This is a genomic window from Mycolicibacterium sp. XJ2546 (assembly GCF_053483195.1).
In genome coordinates, this window is sequence record NZ_JBEFRW010000001.1 from 439,031 (window position 1) to 456,738 (window position 17,708).

A 17,708-nucleotide genomic window follows, 5' to 3' on the forward strand; every position below is an offset into this window, starting at 1 on the left:
ACGCCCGGGTGTTCCGCAGCGCTGCCCGGGAACGAATTCATAATAGATTTGCTCTACCGTGACCGTAGTTCTCCATCGATGGTCGCGATCTGGTCCAATAAGTTTTGGCGCGGCACCTATCGCCGTTGCTGAGGAGGTTGCGCTTGTTCCGCCCGGTCGTTGCTGTGGTGCTGGGGTTGTTCGGCACCGTCGTCCTTGCCGTCGCATGGACCGCGGCCACGGCGGTGCAGTTGGCGGCGACCGCGCTGGTCATGGGTGGAAGCGGCCACACGCTGGGCACCGACGACGCCGCGTCCTACGTCAACCCGTATATGAGCAACGCCATCGACGACTACATCAACCAGGCCGCGGCGAAGCCGACGGGCACCGGGGGTGCGCCACTGGCGGGCGTGGGCCCCGGCGACGACCGGTACGCCGTCGTGAACCCGGCGCAGTTCTTCCCCGTGTACGGCTCGATGACGTTCGACCGCTCGGTGGCCATCGGCCGGGACAACTTGAACAGCTGCATGCGCGGCACCGGATGTCTCTACAACGACAGCGACCTTCTCGACCCTGCGCCGCCGTCCGGTCCGCCGGTGGTTGGGGATGAGTTCGTCGTGTTCGGCTACTCGCAAAGCGCGGTCATCGCATCGCTGGTCAAGCGTGACCTGATCGCCAACCCCGGCGCGACACCGCCGGTCTCATCGTTCTTCCTACTCGGCAACCCGATGCGGCCCAATGGCGGCATCCTGGCGCGCGGCCTGCGCGGCTGGACCATCCCGATCATCGACGTGACGTTTTCCGGCCCCACGCCGACCAACAGCTGCGACACCGGCAACTGCATGCCCACGGTCGACGTCGCCGGACAGTACGACTTCCGCGGCGGGGATGCACCGGCCAGCGTCACCAACGTGCTGGCGTGGCTCAACGCAGTGGCCGGCTCGATCCTTCTGCACGGGCCGCTGCAGAACGCGGACTTCAGTGACGCCCGCTACCAGGGTTCCTACGGCGACACCGACTACTACCTCTATGTGACGGAGCGGCTGCCGATCCTGATGCCGTTCGAGCCGTTCGTGCCCTCGCCGATCCTGACGTTCTTGGACGCACCGCTTCGGGCCGCGATCGAGGGTGGCTACGCGCGACACGTCAACCCGGGCGTGCCCACGAAGGTGAGCTGGTTTCCCTTCCTGGACCCAGTGCAGACCATCGTCAACATCGTCGCCGCGATCCCGGTCGGTATCGATGACGCGCTGGCCGAAGTGGCCCACGATCCTTCGTTTCGGCCGCTCGGGACCAAGCCCGTGACCAGCCCATTCGGCGTGGGCGGCCCGGAGTTGCCAGAGCCGCCGTCAAACACGGACACCGAGGAAGTGCTGACCGTGTCGTCGTCGTCCGAAAGCGGCGACGAGGCACCGGAGCACGGGCCCGTCGACGAGCTCGTGGAAGAACCGCCTGAGCCGGAGACCGATAGCGACGCCACCGACTCGGACGACCTCGAGGACAGCGAGGAAGAGGACAGCGAGGAAGAAGAAGTCGTCGACGAGGACACCGATGACACCGAGCACACCGAAGCCATCGACGACGAGACGTCCGAGCCACCCACCTCACCCGCGAGCCAGGACGCGGGCGAGGCCGAGTCGGACACCGACACCGACACCGACACCGACAGCGACGATCAGGCTGCGGCTTAGGCGTCGCAGTTCAACGACACCGTGATCGATCTGCTGACGACGACGGTGACCAACTCGCGATCCTTACCTTTGCCGACGACGTAGGTCTGGGTGACCTCCTGCGGATTGCGCACGCTGGTCACGATGCACCGCTCGATCGGCGCGCTGCCGACACGGTCGATGACGACGTCGTAACCGGAGGCCTCCAGTTCCCCGATCGTGCGTTGCGCGTTGCCGGGTGCCACGGGTTGTGCGACGGCCGCGGTCGCCGGGGCCAGCATGACGCCCGCGGCCGCCACCATTGCTGCCACGCTCCATAACGCACGCATGACAGCCTCCGTCCGATGAGAATGAACCTTGCTACCTGATTGATCGCTGGGGGGCCCAGAAGTGTTGCGTGCGATGGTCGCGACGTTGGCGCTGGCCGCGGCGGCGTGCGGGACACCTCCCGTGCCCACGCCGACGTCGACGACGGAGCTGCGCGTCAACCCCGCCCGCATCGACCGCGTCCGTGGTGACCTTCCGGCCGGCTACGAGTTCACCGGCATCGCCGACGGAACAGCGCCCGCCGCCCTGTGGGGTTACGGCGAGGGATGGACAGCGGATCCGCCGCAGTGCGGGGCGTTGGCCGACCCGATCCCCGAGGCCACGACGACAGCGGGATGGTCGGCCTCCGGGCCGGGCGGCATCGTCTACGCCGTCGTGCTCGGCGCGCCGCATCCAATGGGCCTCGACCCCGCACTGCCCGACGAGTGCCTGCGCTGGACGGTGTCCGGCGGGCAGGGTCAGGGCATCGTCACGATCGCACCGGCGCCGACCGTCGCCCATGCGACCACGGTCGCCACCGTCACCGACTCCACCACCGTCGTCGAGGGCGGCACCCAGACCCGCTCCTATGCCCACACCGTCACCGCCTACCTGGGTTCCCACGTCGCGTTCGTCGTCGTCGTCACCGACCCGGGATCGCCGAATCCGCAACTGGGACAGGATTTCGCCGCCGGATTGCTGGTCGAAACGGTGTCGGCGTTGCGGGGTTGAGCGCAGCTCGGCGGGTAGCGTGTGCGGCGATGTCGAACAGGGTGATGGTCCCGATCGCGTGCGTCGGACTACTGGCGGCGTGTACGAGCGGGGAAGCCGATCTGTCGAACGCCGACATCGCCCGGGTCTTGGATGTGCGGTCCAGTTTCGGCCAGGAGTTCAAGGTGAGTGACGTCGGGCCCAGCGGGATTGACCCGCGGCTGCTGGGCCCGCAGGCGCTGCCGCCCGGGATGACGTTCGACCCCGCCGACTGCGCCTCATTCGCCAACCGGCAGATGGTGCCCGCCGGGGCCAAGGGCAACATGGCTGCCGTCACCGCCGAGGGCGCGGGCAACCGGTTCATCACCATCGCGATCGAGACGTCTGAGGCCGCCGACGTCGACGCCCCGGCTGAAAACTGTGCCAAGGTCGGGTTCGTCGGCCCCGGGGTGCGCGGGCTGGTCGAGACGGCCGAGGTGCCGCGGATCGATGGTGCGCAGACCGTGGGCACTCATCGCATACTCCAGACCAACACCGGCACCGGCGAGCTCTACAACTACGTGGCGAGCTTCGGCAGCTTCCTGGTGATCGTCACCGCGAACCCGTTGGTGCTGCCCGACACACCCGTCGCGCCGGTCGACACCCAGCGCGCCCGCGACCTGCTCGTCGAGGCGGTGACCGCGGTCAGGGGTTAGCGCACGTCGTGCGGACGGAACTGGATGCTGATGCGCGGACCGGTGGGTTTGGTGGTCTTCGGCACCGCGTGTTCCCAGGTGCGTTGGCAGGAGCCGCCCATCACCAGCAGGTCGCCGTGCGCGTGCTGCAGCCGGAGGGACTTACCCCCGCCCCGCGGGCGCAGCGCGAAAGTCCTTGTGGCGCCGAGGCTCACGATCGCCACCATGGTGTCCTCGGTTCTGCTGCGGCCGATGTTGTCGCCGTGCCAGGCCACGCTGTCGTTGCCGTCGCGGTACAGGCACAGCCCCGCGGTGGTGAACGGTTCGCCGAGTTCGCCGGCGTAGGCGTCGTTGAGCCGGCGCCGGATCTGCTTCAGCCGGGGATGCGGCGACGGCTCCTCGATGAGGTGGTGGAAGCTGACCAGCCGCGGCACGTCGACGACGCGGTCATACATCGGCCTGCGTTCGGCGCGCCGGGGAATCACGGATTGCAGTTTCTCGAAGAGCTCGTCGGCGTCTTCGAGCCAGCCGGACCGGAAATCGATCCAGGCACCGTGGCCCAGATGCCGTCGTTCGGCGTGCTCGAACAGCGAGCTCTGCAGCGCCAGCTCCATACCCGCGAGTCTATCGCACAAGCGTTCGAAGCATCAGAGCCGGACAGCGCCGGGGCCGTGTTCGGCGAGCACGTCGTCGGGGTTGGTCAACGCGCACGTCTTCAGGCTCAGGCAACCGCAGCCGATGCATCCGGTCAGGTTGTCGCGTAGCCGCTGCAGGTGCAGGATCCGGTCGTCGAGGTCCTCGCGCCAGCCCGCCGAGAGCCTGCCCCAGTCCTTGCTGGTCGGAACGCGGTCGGTGGGTAGGGTCGCCAACGCTTCCCGGATGCGCGCCAGCGGGATACCCAACCGCTGCGACATCCGGATGAACGCGACGCGGCGCAGGGTTTCGCGGGCATAGCGGCGTTGGTTGCCCGCAGTGCGCCGGCTGGTGATCAGGCCCTCACGTTCGTAGAAGTGCAGTGCCGACACCGCTACGCCGCTGCGGACCGACATCTCGCCGGGAGTCAGTTCAGGGATGCGCTCCATGACCTGAACAATAGTTGAGGTGGCGCGTGGCGCTACGGTGCTAAACGTGACGGGTGCTGCATTGGGATGCGATTCCGAGGTCGGCGCGCTGCGGGTGGCGATCCTGCACCGGCCCGGCGCCGAACTGCAGCGGTTGACGCCCCGTAACAACGACGCGCTGCTGTTCGACGGTGTGCCGTGGGTGGCCAGGGCGCAGCGTGAGCACGACGCGTTCGCCGCGCTGCTTCAGTCGCGCGGCGTCGAGGTGTTGCGGCTCGCCGACCTGCTGACCGAGGCGCTGGAGCACAGCGGCGCCGCCAGGATGCACGGTATCGCCGCGGCGGTGGACCCGAGGCGGTTGGGACTGCCGCTGGCACAAGAACTCTCGGCGTATCTGCGCGGTCTGGACCCAGCGCCGCTGGCGCGGGTGCTGATGGCGGGGATGACGTTCAACGAGTTGCCGTTCCGCGACAGCGAACTGTCGCTGGTGCGTAAGATGCACCACGGCGCCGACTTCGTCATCGACCCACTGCCGAACTTGATGTTCACCCGCGACTCGTCGTTTTGGATCGGCCCGCGGGTGGCGATCACCTCGCTGGCATTGCCCGCACGGGTGCGCGAGACGTCGCTGACCGATGTGATCTATGCGCATCACCCTCGGTTCCTGGGGGTGCGGCGGGCATACGAATCCCGGTCGGCTCCCGTCGAGGGCGGTGACGTGCTGCTGCTGGCGTCGGGTGTGGTGGCTGTCGGGGTGGGCGAGCGCACCACGCCCGCGGGTGCGGAAGCGTTGGCCCGCAGCCTGTTCGACGACGATCTGGCGCACACCGTGTTGGCTGTGCCGATCACCCAGCAACGCGCGCAGATGCACCTGGACACGGTGTGCACCATGGTCGACGTCGACGCGGTGGTGATGTATCCGGGCGTGGTGGACTCGTTGTCGGCGTACACGATTCATCGCAACGGCAGCGGCGGGGTGCGCATCGACGACGCGGTGCCGTTCGTGGATGCGGCGGCCGAGGCGATGGGTATCGAGCGGCTGCGGGTCATCGCGACGGGTCTGGACCCGGTGATTGCCGAGCGTGAGCAGTGGGACGACGGCAACAACACGTTGGCGCTCGCGCCCGGGGTCGTGGTCGCATACGAGCGCAACACCGAAACCAATGCGCGGCTGGCCGATGCCGGCATCGAGGTGTTGGCAATCGAGGCGGCCGAACTGGGCACCGGCCGCGGCGGACCGCGGTGCATGTCGTGTCCCGCCGCCCGCGACCCGCTGTAGTTTTTTCGTGCCTCGCGAGACGTACACCAGGGCCGTCGAACCCCGCGTGATCACGGCCCTGGTGTACGCCTCGCGAGCGGAAACCACCGGCGACGCTCGGCGGCCTCTCGCAGTCTGTGCAATATGAACCCGCGGCTGTGCTCCTTGACGACGTGGATGTCGAGCCAACCTTGAGACTCCACGAACCCGTTTCGCCCGATGTCGTGGACGAATCGTGGACGATCCGTCTGATGCTGTTCACCGTCGTAGTCCAATGCAATCATCGGCTCATCCCAACCCATGTCCAGGAACGCCTCGGCTCCTCCAACCAAGCCGTCGTGAAGCCGGATCTGGGTGCGAGGCCGCGGGTATCCGGCGTCGATGACGAGCAGTCGCAGCCAGGTCTCCTTGGGCGACTGAGCACCGCCGTCCATCAGATCCAGTGCAATGCGGGCCCGCTTCATCCACCGCCAGCCGCGATACCGCTCGACGAGCGGAGCCACGTCGTCAGCTGTCACACCGGTCGCCGCAGCCAGCGCGTCGAGGTGCCTGACGGCCAAGTCGCGGTTGAGGTGTCGAGCCAGGTCCAATGCCGTGCGTGCCGGCGTGGTGACCGCGAGCTCGCCGATCTCGCAGATTTCGTCCCAGTCGATCCGTTCATTTCGGAGGACTACACGTGGCCGCCGCCGCTCACGCGGAGCGATCATGTCGATCGGCGTGCCCGGGTTGACCCACTTCGCTCCATGCAATGCAGCAGCGGCGCGACCGGCGACGATGCCGCGGCGATCCGTCCAGAGCCAGGCCGCGTGTGCGTCGAGATGCACCGAAGGCGGAGTACCGCACGGCACGTAGACGCGAGGGTGGACGGCCTTGTAGCGCCAGCGCAACTGGCTTCGCGTCAGACCGCTGCCTAGTAGTTCGGCGCCGAGGAATGCTTTTTCCATGCCACGGATGCTGGCCAGGAGCGCCGACAACTCTGCCCTCGATTCGCGAGGTTTACACCAGGGCTGTGGATAACTCGCCAACGACGACCGTGGTGTACGTTTCGCGAACGGAACTAACGCCAGCTGGGTAGCCAGATCTGCATGTTCCACGTCTCCTGCGAGATCGGAATGCCCGTCAGGATCGGGAACAGCCACGCGAAGTTCGTAAGGACAAGCGCGACATAAAAACTCACCGCGAGCAGCCCCAACGTTCGTCGTTCGGCGTTCTGCCGCGGCTTGTACAGGATGTCGCCGAGGATCAACGCGATCGCCAGCACCAAGAACGGCGCCATCGTCGCGGCATAGAAGAAGTACATCTGCCGGTCGATGCCAACGAACCACGGCAAAAAGCCAGCGCCGTAACCGACCAGCACCGCGGCGAAACGCCAGTCGCGCTTGATGAACGCACGCCACAGTGCCCACCCCAGCACCGGCACCGCGAGGAACCACATCGCAGGGGTGCCGACCAGCATCACGGCCTTCACACACGACTGCGCGCCACAACCCGGCACATCTTGGTTGTCGATCGCGTACAGCACCGGCCGCAGCGACATCGGCCACGCCCACGGTTTGGACTCCCACGGGTGGTGGTTGCCGTCGGCGTTGGTCAGGCCAGAGTGAAACCTGTACACGCCGTAGGTGTAATGCCACAGCGAGCGCAACGCGTCGGGGATCGGCAACACGCTGTGCTCACCGATCGACCGGCCCACCTCGTGGCGGTCGATCGCGTTCTCGGAGGCAAACCACGGCGTGTAGGACGCCACGTACACCAGGAACGGAATCACCACGAGCGCATACAGCGACGGCCCCAGGTCGCGCCGGAACGCGCCCAGCCACGGCCGCGGCACCCGGTACTGGCGGCGCGCGGCGATGTCGAACACCAACGTCATCACGCCGAAGAACGCCACGAAGTACAGGCCGGACCACTTTGTGGCGCACGCCAACCCGAGCAGCACGCCCGCGCCGAACCGCCACCAGCGCACCCCAAGCCTTGGCCCCCAGGCTGTTTCGCTGATGCGACCCTCGAACAGCGCGATGTGCATTCGCTCGCGCACCTGATCGCGGTCGACCATCAGCGCGCCGAACGCCGCGACCACGAACACCGTCAAGAACCCGTCGAGCAGCGCGGTGCGCGAGGTGACGAAGCTGACCCCGTCGGCGATCACCAGCAGCCCGGCGATCCCGCCGACCAACGTCGACCGGCTGAGCCGCCGCGCGATGCGCGCCACCAGCACCACCATGATCACGCCGCACACCGCGCCGGAGAACCGCCAGCCCAGCCCGGTGTAGCCGAACAACGCCTGTCCGATCGCGATCAACTGCTTACCGACGGGCGGATGCACCACCAGGCCGTAGCCGGGGTTGTCCTCGACACCGTGGTTGTGCAGGATTTGCCACGCCTGCGGCGCGTAGTGCTTCTCGTCGAAGATCGGGGTGCCCGCGTCGGTCGGCGATCCCAGGTTCAAAAACCGCGTCACCGCCGCCAACGCGGCAATGACGGCCGTCATCAGCCAGCCCTGTAACCGGTCGACGGGCCCGAAGTCGGCGACCGGCACCTGCGGCGCCGGGCTGATGACCGGCACCGCACGCGGAGCATCGGTGGCGGGGGCGGTCACGCCTGCGATCGTAGGCTGTCGGGCATGAGTGTCGGCCGGCTGTTGATCGCTGCCACGCCGTTGGGGCAGCCGTTGGATGCCTCGACGCGGCTGGTCAGGGCGCTCGCCAGCGCCGACGTCATCGCGGCGGAGGACACCCGCCGGATCCGGACGCTGGCCGCCGCGCTGGAGGTCAAACCGGTCGGCAAGGTCATCAGCCTCTACGACCAGAACGAGGCGACCCGGGTGCCGCGCCTGGTCGACGACATCCGCGGCGGCGCGACCGTGCTGGCCGTCAGCGACGCCGGCATGCCGCTGATCAGTGACCCGGGCTACCGCCTGGTGACGGCCTGTATCGATGCCGGCCTGCCGGTCAGCTGTCTACCCGGGCCGTCGGCGGTGACGACGGCGCTCGCGGTGTCGGGCCTGCCCGCCGACAGGTTCTGCTTCGAAGGTTTCGCGCCGCGCAAGCAGGCCGCGCGCCGAACCTGGCTCACCACGCTGGCTGTCGAGCAGCGCACCTGCGTGTTCTTCGAGTCGCCGCGCCGGCTGGCGGCGACGCTGAGCGACGCCGTCGACGTCCTCGGTGCGGAGCGGCGCGCGGTGGTGTGCCGGGAGCTGACCAAGACCCACGAGGAGGTGCTGCGCGGCTCGCTGGCCGAACTCGCCGACCGGGCGGCCGACGGCGTACTCGGCGAAATCACCGTCGTGCTGGCCGGCGCGGTGCCGCGGGCCGACCTCGAGACGCTGGTGGCCGAGGTGCACAAGCTGGTCGACGACGGTGTGCGCGTCAAGGATGCGTGCGCGGAGGTGGTCGCCGCGCATCCGGGGGCGCCGTCACGGCGTGAGCTCTACGACGCGGTCTTGCGGTCGCGCAGCTGACCCGGTGATCGGCGCCGCCTTGTGCAGGCACTCCTGCCACTCGCGTTCGGGATCGGAGTCGGCGGTGATGCCACCGCCGACGCCCAGGACCGCGTTGCCCGACGCGTCGAACTCCACCGTGCGGATCGCCACGTTCAGCTCGACACCAGCCACCGGTGACGCCAAACCGACTGTGCCGCAGTAGACTCCGCGCCGAACCGGTTCCCAGCCGCGCAGCAGTTGCCGCGCCCGCGTCTTGGGTGTGCCGGTGACGGAGGCGGGCGGGAACGTCGCGTCGAGCACCGTGGTCATCGGCATGGCGGTGTCCACCCGCGCAGTCACCGTCGACACCAGATGCCACACCCCGGGCGCGGGCCGCACGGCAAGCAACTCCGGCACGGTGACCGATCCGGTGATCGCGACGCGGCCCAGGTCGTTGCGCACCAGGTCGACGATCATGATGTTCTCGGCCACCTCCTTGGCCGACGCGCGCAGCGCGCGGGGATCGGCATCGCGCGGGAGCGTGCCCTTGATCGGGCTGGACGTGATCGCCGCACCGCGCCTGCGCAGGAACAGCTCCGGTGACAGCGACGCCACCGCGCCCCAGTCGCCCGCGACGTACGCCGCGCGGGCGGGGGAGGTGCGTGCGACCGCGTCGACGAAGTAGTCCACCGGCGAACCGGTGACCCGGCCGCGGAACTGCGTGCACACACACGCCTGGTAGACCTCGCCCGCCGTGATCGCGTCCAGGCACGCCGACACGCCACGGCGGTGCGCGTCTCGGTCGGCCTCGTCCCACACCACCTCGCAACGCCGCGACGTCACTTCGGTGCCGAGCGCGTCAATCACCCATCCGGAAAGCCCTGCGCCGGAAAGGCTTTCGTACCACCACCGGCCGTCGCGGTCTTGGCGCAGCACGTGGTCCGACCAGCCGCCTGCCGCCTCCGGGATGCGTGGCCCGGCTCCGTCGGCGCCGGCGTCGGGATAGGACAGGTAGCCGAACCACCCGCCGCCGACCGCGCCGCCGGATGCACCGGGCGCGACGTCGAACACGGCGGGTGGGGGAACGGGTGTGGTCGCCAGCGACGGCGCGATGACGGCGCGCGACTCGAACCACTCTCCGATCAGCGCGCCCGGCGGTGGCATGCCGCGCCGGGCGGTGGCGTAACCGAGGGTGCGCAGCACCGCAGGGGCGCTGCCCAGGTCGCCGAGCCGTTCGATCCGCACCGGTCAAGCTTGCTGTGTTCGGCGAGCAGACGCAAAATCCCCCTTCCGAGCCTCTTTTTGGGGGTTTTTGCGTCTTCTCGCGCCAGGAAGTTACCGGCTGATCGTGCGGGGGATGTCGACCCCGGCCAGCTTGTCGGGGTTGCGCATCGCATAGAAGTTGGAGATCCGCCCGTCGGTGATCTCCACCGTGATGACCCCTTCGAAGCTGTCACCGAGGTAGAGCTTGAGCGCTGGGGCGTTGTTGTACATCGCCGGTTCGACGCGGCCGCGGTCCCCGGCGGCCCGAATCAGCCCGACGAGCACCCTGGCGACCTTTTCGGCGCCGACGATCGGCCTGCGGGCCGCGCTGGCCTTGCCGTCGCTGTCCGCGGTCCATGTGACGTCGTCGGTGAGCATCTCCAGCAGCCCGTCCACGTCGCCGCTCGCGGCCGCCGCGAAGAACTGGGAGGTGATCTCCGCCGACAGCTTCGGGTCGACCGGCTCGAACCGTTTACGGCGTGACTGCACATGCGCACGGGCGCGGTGCGCCATCTGCCGCACCGCGACGGCGGACTTGCCGATCGTCGAGGCGATCTCGTCGTGGCTGAAGCCGAACACCTCACGTAACACGAACACCGCACGTTCGTCGGGGCTCAGTGTCTCCAGCACGACGAGCATCGCCATCGAAACCGACTCCGCGAGAATCACATCGGATGAGGCATCGGTGGCATCGAGAAGCAGCGGTTCGGGCAGCCACGGGCCGATGTAGTCCTCACGCCGACGCGACTGGGCACGTAGCGCGTTGAGCGCCTGCCGGGTGACGATCCGTGCCAGGTAGGCCTTGGTGTCGCTCACCGTCGCGAGGTCGACCTCCGCCCAACGCAGGTAACTGTCCTGCAGCACATCGTCGGATTCGGTTGCGCTGCCCAAAATCTCGTAGGCGATCGTGAACAGCAACGGACGCAGCTGCGTGAACCGCTCGACGTGTCCCCCGAAAGCGGGAGGTACCCCCACGTCACCCGGCCCGGTGTTCATCGCACCGACGCTACCCCGGTGTGCGCTGGCTGTTCGGGACGCGGGCCACCCTTGAACCAGAAGCTGGAACCGGGCTTGCGGGCCTCCCGGCGGATCCCCCACACCGTGCCCTTGCAGACCGCCTCCTTGATCGCGGCACCAAGCCGCCCCGGCACGTAGAACCGCACCGCGGTGTCGTCCTGACGGGCGAACTGGATGACCGCCGCGCGACGGCCCAAGCTGACGTTGGATCCCGCGAAGCCGTACTGCAGCGGCGCGGGTTCGGTGCCTGCGATCCGGCTGAGCACCGTGTCGGCCGCCTGCGGTCCCAGCTGCGAGGCCGACTGGCAACTCATCCGCAGCGGCGCGTCCGACGGGGACGCGCAGTCGCCCGCGGCGATGATGCGCGGGTCTTGCACGCTGGTGAGTGTCTCGTCGGTGAGCAACCGGCCCTGCGCATCGGTGCGCAGGCCGCTTTGCGCGGCGAGCGCAGGCACTCCGAAGCCGGCCGTCCACACGGTCAACGCGCTCGGACGTACCGCGCCGTCGGCGAACACCACCGCGTCGGATCGAACCTCGGTCACCACGTCGGACTCGAGGACTTTCACCCCGTGCTTGCGCAACCACTTGGCCGCCGAGCGTCGCGCCTGCTCCGAAAGGCTCGGTAGCAGCCGACCGCCGCAGACCAGCGTGACGTTGCGGCCCTGCTCGGCCAACTCCGCCGCCGTCTCGGTACCGGTGAGCCCAGCGCCCACCACGGTGACGGGCGCGTCGCTGTGCAGCTCGTCCAGCACCGCGCGCAGTCGCTGAGCCAGCTCGAATTCCCCGATTGGATAGGCGAATTCGGCCGCACCGGGCACTGTGTCGGTTACGGCGCCGGTGCTGCCGACGGCGTAGATCACGTAGTCATAGGCCAGCGTGTCGCCCGACGCCAACGCCACGGTGCGCGACGCGGTGTCGATGCGGGTGGCGGTGTCGACGACGAGCCGCACACCGTCGCCGAGCAGCGTGCCGAAGTCCACGGTGGCCTCGCCGCTGCGCGCCACCCACTGGTGCAGCCGGATCCGCTCGACGAACTGGGGGCGTGGGTTTACCAGGGTGACGTCGACGTCCGGCGGGCGGGAGCGGAGCGACCCGGGGATTGATTTCGGGCGCCCTCGCAGACGGTTGGCCGCCAACGCCCCGGCATACCCGCCGCCGATGACGATCACATGTGCGCGCTTGTCGGTCATGGTTGCTCCTCTCAACGGGTTCTGCCCTCTAGACACCGCAAGCCGCCCGGATGTGACAGGACGTGACGCAGGCCACACCCTCAGCGGCGGATCGTGCGCGGCCGGGCGATCCCGGCCAGCTTCTCCGGATTGGCCATCGCGTAGAAGTTGGTGATCTTGGCGTCGACGATCTCGACCAGGAACACACCGAGCGGCTCGTCGCCGTCGTAGACGATGATCGCCGGGGTGTTGTTGCAGTTGACCGTTTCGAAGCGCAGCGCAGGCACCCGCTCGGGTCCGTGGCGCATGAACGCGACGATCATCGCAGCCACCTTCTTCGCGCCGACGACCGGACGACGCACGGCCGGCGCCTTGCCGCCGCTGTCGGCGGTCCAGGTCGCGTCGGGTGCGAGGATCGTCAGCAGCTGCTCCATGTCGCCGGTGGCCGCCGCGGTCATGAACTGTTCGGTGACACGCACCGACGTGGCGAAGTCGACGGGTTCCATCCGCCGGCGCCGCGACTGCACGTGTTCGCGGGCGCGGTAGGCCATCTGGCGCACCGCGTTCGACGATTTGCCAATGGTCGAAGCGATTTCGTCGTGGCTGAACCCGAACACCTCGTGCAGTACGAACACCGCGCGTTCGTCGGGGGTGAGCGTCTCGAGCACGACCAGCATCGCCATCGACACCGATTCGGCGAGCACGACGTCGGCTTCGGCGTCGTGCTCGTCGAGCAGCAGCGGTTCGGGCAGCCACGGGCCGACGTAGTCCTCGCGGCGGCGGTTGCTCGTCCGCAGCGCGTTGAGGGCCTGCCGGGTGACCAGCCGTGCCAGGTAGGCCTTGGTGTCGCGCACCGTCGCCAGATCCACCTCGGCCCACCGCAGGTAGCTGTCCTGCAGCACATCGTCGGATTCGGTTGCACTACCGAGGATTTCGTAGGCGATCGTAAACAACAGCGGGCGCAGCAGCGTGAACCGCTCGGCATGCTCTTCGTGAGAGCTCATGACATCGTGACCGTCTCGGTGCTGGCCAGGCGCTGCTTGCGCTTGTCGCTCTTGAGCCAGCGCAGCGAGCCGGGCTTGCGCGCTTCGCGGGCCAGCAACTTGACCGAGGCCTGCAACGCGGTCTTCTTGAGCGCCGCGCCGGCGCGGCCACCGATGTACAGCCGCGTCGCCGTGTCGTCGGTATGGGACAGCTGGAAGATGCCCGCCTTGCTGCCCAGGCTGATGCACTGCCCGGCCAGCGCCACGCTCAGCGGCGGCGCCGCGGTGCCCGCCATCCGGGCCAGCACGGTGTCGGCGGCTTGAGCGCCGAGCGGGGCAGCCGACGCGCAGCACATCCGCAGCGGCTCGTTCGATGGCGCGGACGCATCGCCCGCGGCCACGATGTGCACGTCATCGACACTGGTCAGCGTCTCATCGGTGATCAGCCGGCCCAGCGCGTCGGTGCTCAACCCGCTGGCGGCTGCCAGATCCGGTACGCCGAAACCGGCCGTCCACACGGTCATCGGGCTGGGCAGCTCACGGCCGTCGGCGAGCGTCACCGCGCTTGGCGTGACGGCGGTGACGGTACTGCCCGGCCCGTCGAGCACGGTCACACCGAGCTTGGCGAGGCGCCGCGCGACCGAACGTCGGCCCGATGCGCTCAGGTACGGACCCAGCTCGCCGCCGCACACCAGCGTGATCGGGTGGCCCTGCTCGGCGAGTTCGGCGGCCGTCTCGATGCCCGTCGAGCCGGCGCCGACGACGGTGATCGGAGTGGCGGGGCCGACGTCGTCCAGTGCGGCGCGCAGTCGGGTGGCGTGCTCGAATTCGACCATCGGATAGGCGAATTCGGCGGCTCCGGGAACGGTCGGGGCGGCCACGCCGCTGCCCACCGCGTAGATCAGGTAGTCGTAGTCCAGCGTGTCGCCGGATTCCAGGGCCACGATGCGCGCCGCGGCGTCGATGCGGGTGGCCCGGTCGGTGACCAACCGGATGCCCTCACCGAGCACCTCCGCGTAGTCGACGACGGCGTCGTCGACTCCGGCGACCAACTGGTGCAGTCGGATGCGTTCGACGAACTGGGGTCGCGGGTTGACCAGCGTGACGTCGCAGTTCCCGTCGGCCTGCAGCCGGTTGGCCGCGACGGTTCCGGCATATCCGCCGCCGAGTACAACGACATGGGTGCGGGTGTCGGCCATGATGTCTCCTTACTCTCCAGGATCTCGTGTCCTTGAGACACCGTCGAGAGCGGGGACGTAACGGCCGGGCGGACCGGTGTGACCTACATCACTAGACGAGACCGAGGGCCAGCATAGCGTCGGCCACCCGGATGAACCCGGCGATGTTGGCGCCTGCGACGTAATTGCCCGGCTGCTCGTACTCCTCGGCGGTCGACAGGCACCGGTTGTGGATGCGGCGCATGATCTCTTCCAGTCGCTTCTCGGTGTCGACGAACGTCCACGAGTCGCGCGAGGCGTTCTGCTGCATCTCCAGCGCGCTGGTCGCGACGCCGCCGGCGTTGGCGGCCTTACCGGGCGCGAACGTCACGCCGGCCTCGTTGAACTGCTTGATCGCTGCCGGTGAGCACGGCATGTTGGCGCCCTCGGCGACGATCCGGCAGCCGTTCTTGATCAGGTATCCGGCCTCGTCGCCGTTGATCTCGTTCTGCGTGGCGCACGGTATCGCGATGTCGCACGGCACTTCCCACACCGAGCGACCCTGCACGGAGCGGGCTGCACCGGCCCTGGCCTCGGCGTAGTCGATGATCCTGCCGCGCTGAACTTCCTTGATCTCCTTGAGCAGAGCCACGTCGATGCCCTTCTCGTCGACCACGTAGCCGCTGGAGTCCGAGCAGGCCACCACGGTGCCCCCGAGGTGGTGGATCTGCTCGATCGCATAGGTCGCGACGTTGCCCGAACCCGAGACCACCACCCGCTTGCCCTCAAACGAGTCGTTGGCCGCCTTGAGCATTTCCTTGACGAAGAAGACCGTGCCGTAGCCGGTGGCCTCGGTGCGGACCTGCGACCCGCCCCACGTCAGGCCCTTGCCGGTGAGAACACCGGACTCGTAGCGGTTGGTGATCCGTTTGTATTGCCCGAACAGATAACCGATTTCGCGCATGCCGACGCCGACGTCGCCGGCGGGCACGTCGGTGTACTCACCGAGGTGGCGGTACAGCTCGGTCATGAACGATTGACAGAACCGCATCACCTCGCCGTCGGAGCAGCCCTTCGGGTCGAAGTCCGAACCACCCTTGCCGCCGCCGATCGGCATACCGGTCAGCGAGTTCTTGAAGATCTGCTCGAAGCTGAGGAACTTGATGATGCCGAGGTACACCGTGGGGTGAAACCGCAAACCGCCCTTGAACGGCCCGAGCGCTGAGTTGAACTCGACGCGGAAGCCCCGGTTGATCTGCACGGTGCCGGTGTCGTCGACCCACGGCACGCGGAAGATGATCTGTCGTTCCGGCTCACACAGCCGGCGGATCACCGCGGTGTCGACGTACTCCGGGTGTTTGGAAACCACCGGTCCCAGGCTGTGCAGCACCTCGTAAACGGCTTGGTGGAACTCGGTTTCGCCCGGGTTGCGCCGGGATACTTCCTCGTAGATGTCGTGCAGCTTGTTGTGAAGGCCACTCATTCTCAGTCCAGTTGGTAGCGCGGGAACACGCCGGTCGGTGCGGGCAGCGCCGTACCCGGCGCCAACCGCGTGCCAACCGACGCGAATGTGCGTTGTTCGGCAGGCTGCCCGAGCAAGTCGAGCAGCTTACCCGTCGATTCCGGCATCACCGGCTGGCTCAATAGCGCCGCGATCCGCACGGTCTCTAACGTCGTGTAGAGGACGGTTCGAAAGCGTACCCCGTCCTGGGGGGACTCCGACTTTCGCAGTACCCACGGCTCCTGCGCCGAGAAGTACCGGTTGGCCGCGCCCAGCACCGACCAGATCGCTTCCAGTGCCAGGTGCATCGCCGTCGCATCGAAATGCCCGCGCACCCGCTCCAGCAGGGCATCGGCGGCGGCCAGCAACTCGGAATCCTCCGCGGTGAAGTCACCCGGCTCCGGCACGATTCCGTCGAGGTTCTTGGCGACCATGGACAGCGAACGCTGGGCCAGGTTGCCCAGTTCGTTGGCCAGATCGGCGTTGATGCGCCCGATGATCGCATCTTCGCTGTAGCTGCCGTCCTGGCCGAACGGCACCTCGCGGAGGAAGAAGTACCGCACCTGGTCCAGCCCGAAGGTGTCGACCAACGCGTTCGGGTCCACCACGTTGCCGACCGACTTGCTCATCTTCTCGCCGCGGTTCAGCAGGAAGCCGTGCACAAAGACTTTGCGCGGCAACTCGATCCCCGCCGACATCAGGAACGCGGGCCAGTACACCGCGTGGAACCGGATGATGTCCTTGCCGATCATATGCAGGTCGGCGGGCCAGTAGCGGGTGAACAGATCCGATGAGGTATCCGGAAAGCCCACGCCCGTCAGGTAATTCGTCAAAGCGTCCACCCACACGTACATGACGTGGTCGGGGTGGTCGGGAACCGGTACACCCCAGTCGAACGTGGTGCGGGAGATGGACAGGTCACGCAACCCGCCGGTGACGAAGCTGACCACCTCATTGCGGCGCACCTCGGGCTCGATGAACTCCGGATTGGCCTTGTAGTGCGCCAACAGCCGCTCGGCGTACGCGGAGAGCCGAAAGAAGTAGGTCTGCTCCTCAGTCCACGTCACCGGTGCGCCGGTTTCGGCGGACAATCGCACACCGTCGGCGCCGACGATGGTCTCGGCCTCGGTGAAGAACCGCTCGTCCCGCACCGAGTACCAGCCCTGGTAGGAGTCGAGGTAGATGTCGCCGGCGTCGTTCATCCGGCGCCAGATCTCCTTGGACGCCTCGAAGTGGTCGGGATCGGAGGTGCGGATGAACCGGTCGAACGAGATGTTGAGCTTTTCCTGCATCCGCTGAAACACGTCGGAGTTGCGCCGCGCCAGCTCCGCGGTCGCGACTCCCTCGGCGGCGGCTGTCTCGGCCATCTTCAGCCCGTGCACGTCGGTGCCCGTCAGGAACCGCACGTCGTAGCCGTCGAGACGCCGAAAACGCGCGATCGCGTCGGTCGCGATGTACTCGTAGGCGTGGCCGACGTGCGGGTCGCCGTTGGGGTAGGCGATCGCGGTCGTGACGTAGTACGGCTGTTTCATTTCTAG

17 protein-coding genes are annotated in these 17,708 nt (G+C 67.9%); 5 read left to right on the forward strand and 12 right to left on the reverse strand.

Annotated features, from left to right (window positions below):
• Positions 1-143 precede the first annotated feature (143 nt).
• On the forward strand, positions 144-1,670 hold the full coding sequence (locus ABQE44_RS02180) for a PE-PPE domain-containing protein (RefSeq protein WP_448428045.1): 1,527 nt from the start codon (positions 144-146) through the stop codon (positions 1,668-1,670).
• Here the strand turns inward: ABQE44_RS02180 and ABQE44_RS02185 are convergent.
• Complete coding sequence (locus ABQE44_RS02185; protein WP_448393180.1) at positions 1,667-1,978, reverse strand: hypothetical protein; 312 nt, start codon at positions 1,976-1,978, stop codon at positions 1,667-1,669. The genes ABQE44_RS02180 and ABQE44_RS02185 overlap by 4 nt on opposite strands.
• A gap of 73 nt (positions 1,979-2,051) precedes the next feature.
• On the opposite strand from ABQE44_RS02185, the gene ABQE44_RS02190 reads away from it, so the two are divergent.
• Both ABQE44_RS02190 and ABQE44_RS02195 read left to right on the forward strand, forming a co-directional pair.
• Positions 2,052-2,687: a DUF5642 family protein gene (locus tag ABQE44_RS02190; RefSeq protein ID WP_448428047.1), complete on the forward strand. Its 636-nt coding sequence runs from the start codon at positions 2,052-2,054 to the stop codon at positions 2,685-2,687.
• A 29-nt stretch (positions 2,688-2,716) separates the two neighbouring features.
• Complete coding sequence (locus ABQE44_RS02195) at positions 2,717-3,361, forward strand: DUF5642 family protein (protein ID WP_448428049.1); 645 nt, start codon at positions 2,717-2,719, stop codon at positions 3,359-3,361.
• Here ABQE44_RS02195 and ABQE44_RS02200 read toward each other — a convergent pair.
• Together ABQE44_RS02200 and soxR are read right to left on the reverse strand one after the other, a co-directional pair.
• A complete protein-coding gene (locus ABQE44_RS02200) occupies positions 3,358-3,954 on the reverse strand; it encodes an alpha-ketoglutarate-dependent dioxygenase AlkB (protein ID WP_448428051.1) in 597 nt (198 codons plus the stop codon). The genes ABQE44_RS02195 and ABQE44_RS02200 overlap by 4 nt on opposite strands.
• 33 nt (positions 3,955-3,987) lie before the next feature.
• A complete protein-coding gene (soxR, locus tag ABQE44_RS02205) occupies positions 3,988-4,422 on the reverse strand; it encodes a redox-sensitive transcriptional activator SoxR (RefSeq protein WP_448393184.1) in 435 nt (144 codons plus the stop codon).
• Between the two features lie 46 nt (positions 4,423-4,468).
• Here soxR and arcA point away from each other — a divergent pair, with 46 nt between their 5' ends.
• A complete protein-coding gene (gene arcA, locus ABQE44_RS02210) occupies positions 4,469-5,680 on the forward strand; it encodes an arginine deiminase (RefSeq protein WP_448428054.1) in 1,212 nt (403 codons plus the stop codon).
• Between the two features lie 50 nt (positions 5,681-5,730).
• Here the strand turns inward: arcA and ABQE44_RS02215 are convergent, their stop codons facing one another.
• Both ABQE44_RS02215 and ABQE44_RS02220 read right to left on the reverse strand, forming a co-directional pair.
• Entirely contained in the window at positions 5,731-6,603 is an 873-nt protein-coding gene (locus ABQE44_RS02215; RefSeq protein ID WP_448393186.1) for a type IV toxin-antitoxin system AbiEi family antitoxin, read from the reverse strand.
• Between the two features lie 113 nt (positions 6,604-6,716).
• A complete protein-coding gene (locus ABQE44_RS02220) occupies positions 6,717-8,258 on the reverse strand; it encodes a dolichyl-phosphate-mannose--protein mannosyltransferase (RefSeq protein ID WP_448393187.1) in 1,542 nt (513 codons plus the stop codon).
• A 24-nt stretch (positions 8,259-8,282) separates the two neighbouring features.
• Here ABQE44_RS02220 and rsmI point away from each other — a divergent pair, with 24 nt between their 5' ends.
• Positions 8,283-9,119 carry a 16S rRNA (cytidine(1402)-2'-O)-methyltransferase gene (gene rsmI / locus ABQE44_RS02225; protein WP_448393188.1) on the forward strand — a complete coding sequence of 279 codons (837 nt, stop codon included), beginning with the start codon at positions 8,283-8,285 and terminating at the stop codon, positions 9,117-9,119.
• Here rsmI and ABQE44_RS02230 read toward each other — a convergent pair.
• From ABQE44_RS02230 to metG, 7 genes are all read right to left on the reverse strand, one after another.
• Positions 9,075-10,325 carry an aminodeoxychorismate synthase component I gene (locus ABQE44_RS02230; RefSeq protein WP_448393189.1) on the reverse strand — a complete coding sequence of 417 codons (1,251 nt, stop codon included), beginning with the start codon at positions 10,323-10,325 and terminating at the stop codon, positions 9,075-9,077. The genes rsmI and ABQE44_RS02230 overlap by 45 nt on opposite strands.
• Before the next feature lie 90 nt (positions 10,326-10,415).
• Positions 10,416-11,339, reverse strand: a complete 924-nt coding sequence (locus ABQE44_RS02235; RefSeq protein ID WP_448393190.1) for an RNA polymerase sigma-70 factor — start codon at positions 11,337-11,339, stop codon at positions 10,416-10,418.
• Positions 11,336-12,550 carry an NAD(P)/FAD-dependent oxidoreductase gene (locus tag ABQE44_RS02240; RefSeq protein ID WP_448428056.1) on the reverse strand — a complete coding sequence of 405 codons (1,215 nt, stop codon included), beginning with the start codon at positions 12,548-12,550 and terminating at the stop codon, positions 11,336-11,338. The genes ABQE44_RS02235 and ABQE44_RS02240 overlap by 4 nt, the downstream gene beginning before the upstream one ends.
• Positions 12,551-12,630: 80 nt before the next feature.
• Positions 12,631-13,533 (reverse strand): RNA polymerase sigma factor SigJ, encoded by a 903-nt coding sequence (sigJ, locus tag ABQE44_RS02245; protein ID WP_448428058.1) that lies wholly within the window; start codon positions 13,531-13,533, stop codon positions 12,631-12,633.
• Positions 13,530-14,711, reverse strand: a complete 1,182-nt coding sequence (locus ABQE44_RS02250) for an NAD(P)/FAD-dependent oxidoreductase (protein WP_448393193.1) — start codon at positions 14,709-14,711, stop codon at positions 13,530-13,532. The genes sigJ and ABQE44_RS02250 overlap by 4 nt, the downstream gene beginning before the upstream one ends.
• A 91-nt stretch (positions 14,712-14,802) precedes the next feature.
• Positions 14,803-16,152, reverse strand: coding sequence for an NADP-specific glutamate dehydrogenase (gene gdhA, locus ABQE44_RS02255; protein ID WP_448393194.1), 1,350 nt, complete (start codon positions 16,150-16,152; stop codon positions 14,803-14,805).
• Positions 16,153-16,154: 2 nt separating this feature from the next.
• Entirely contained in the window at positions 16,155-17,702 is a 1,548-nt protein-coding gene (gene metG / locus ABQE44_RS02260) for a methionine--tRNA ligase (RefSeq protein WP_448393195.1), read from the reverse strand.
• Positions 17,703-17,708 lie beyond the last annotated feature (6 nt).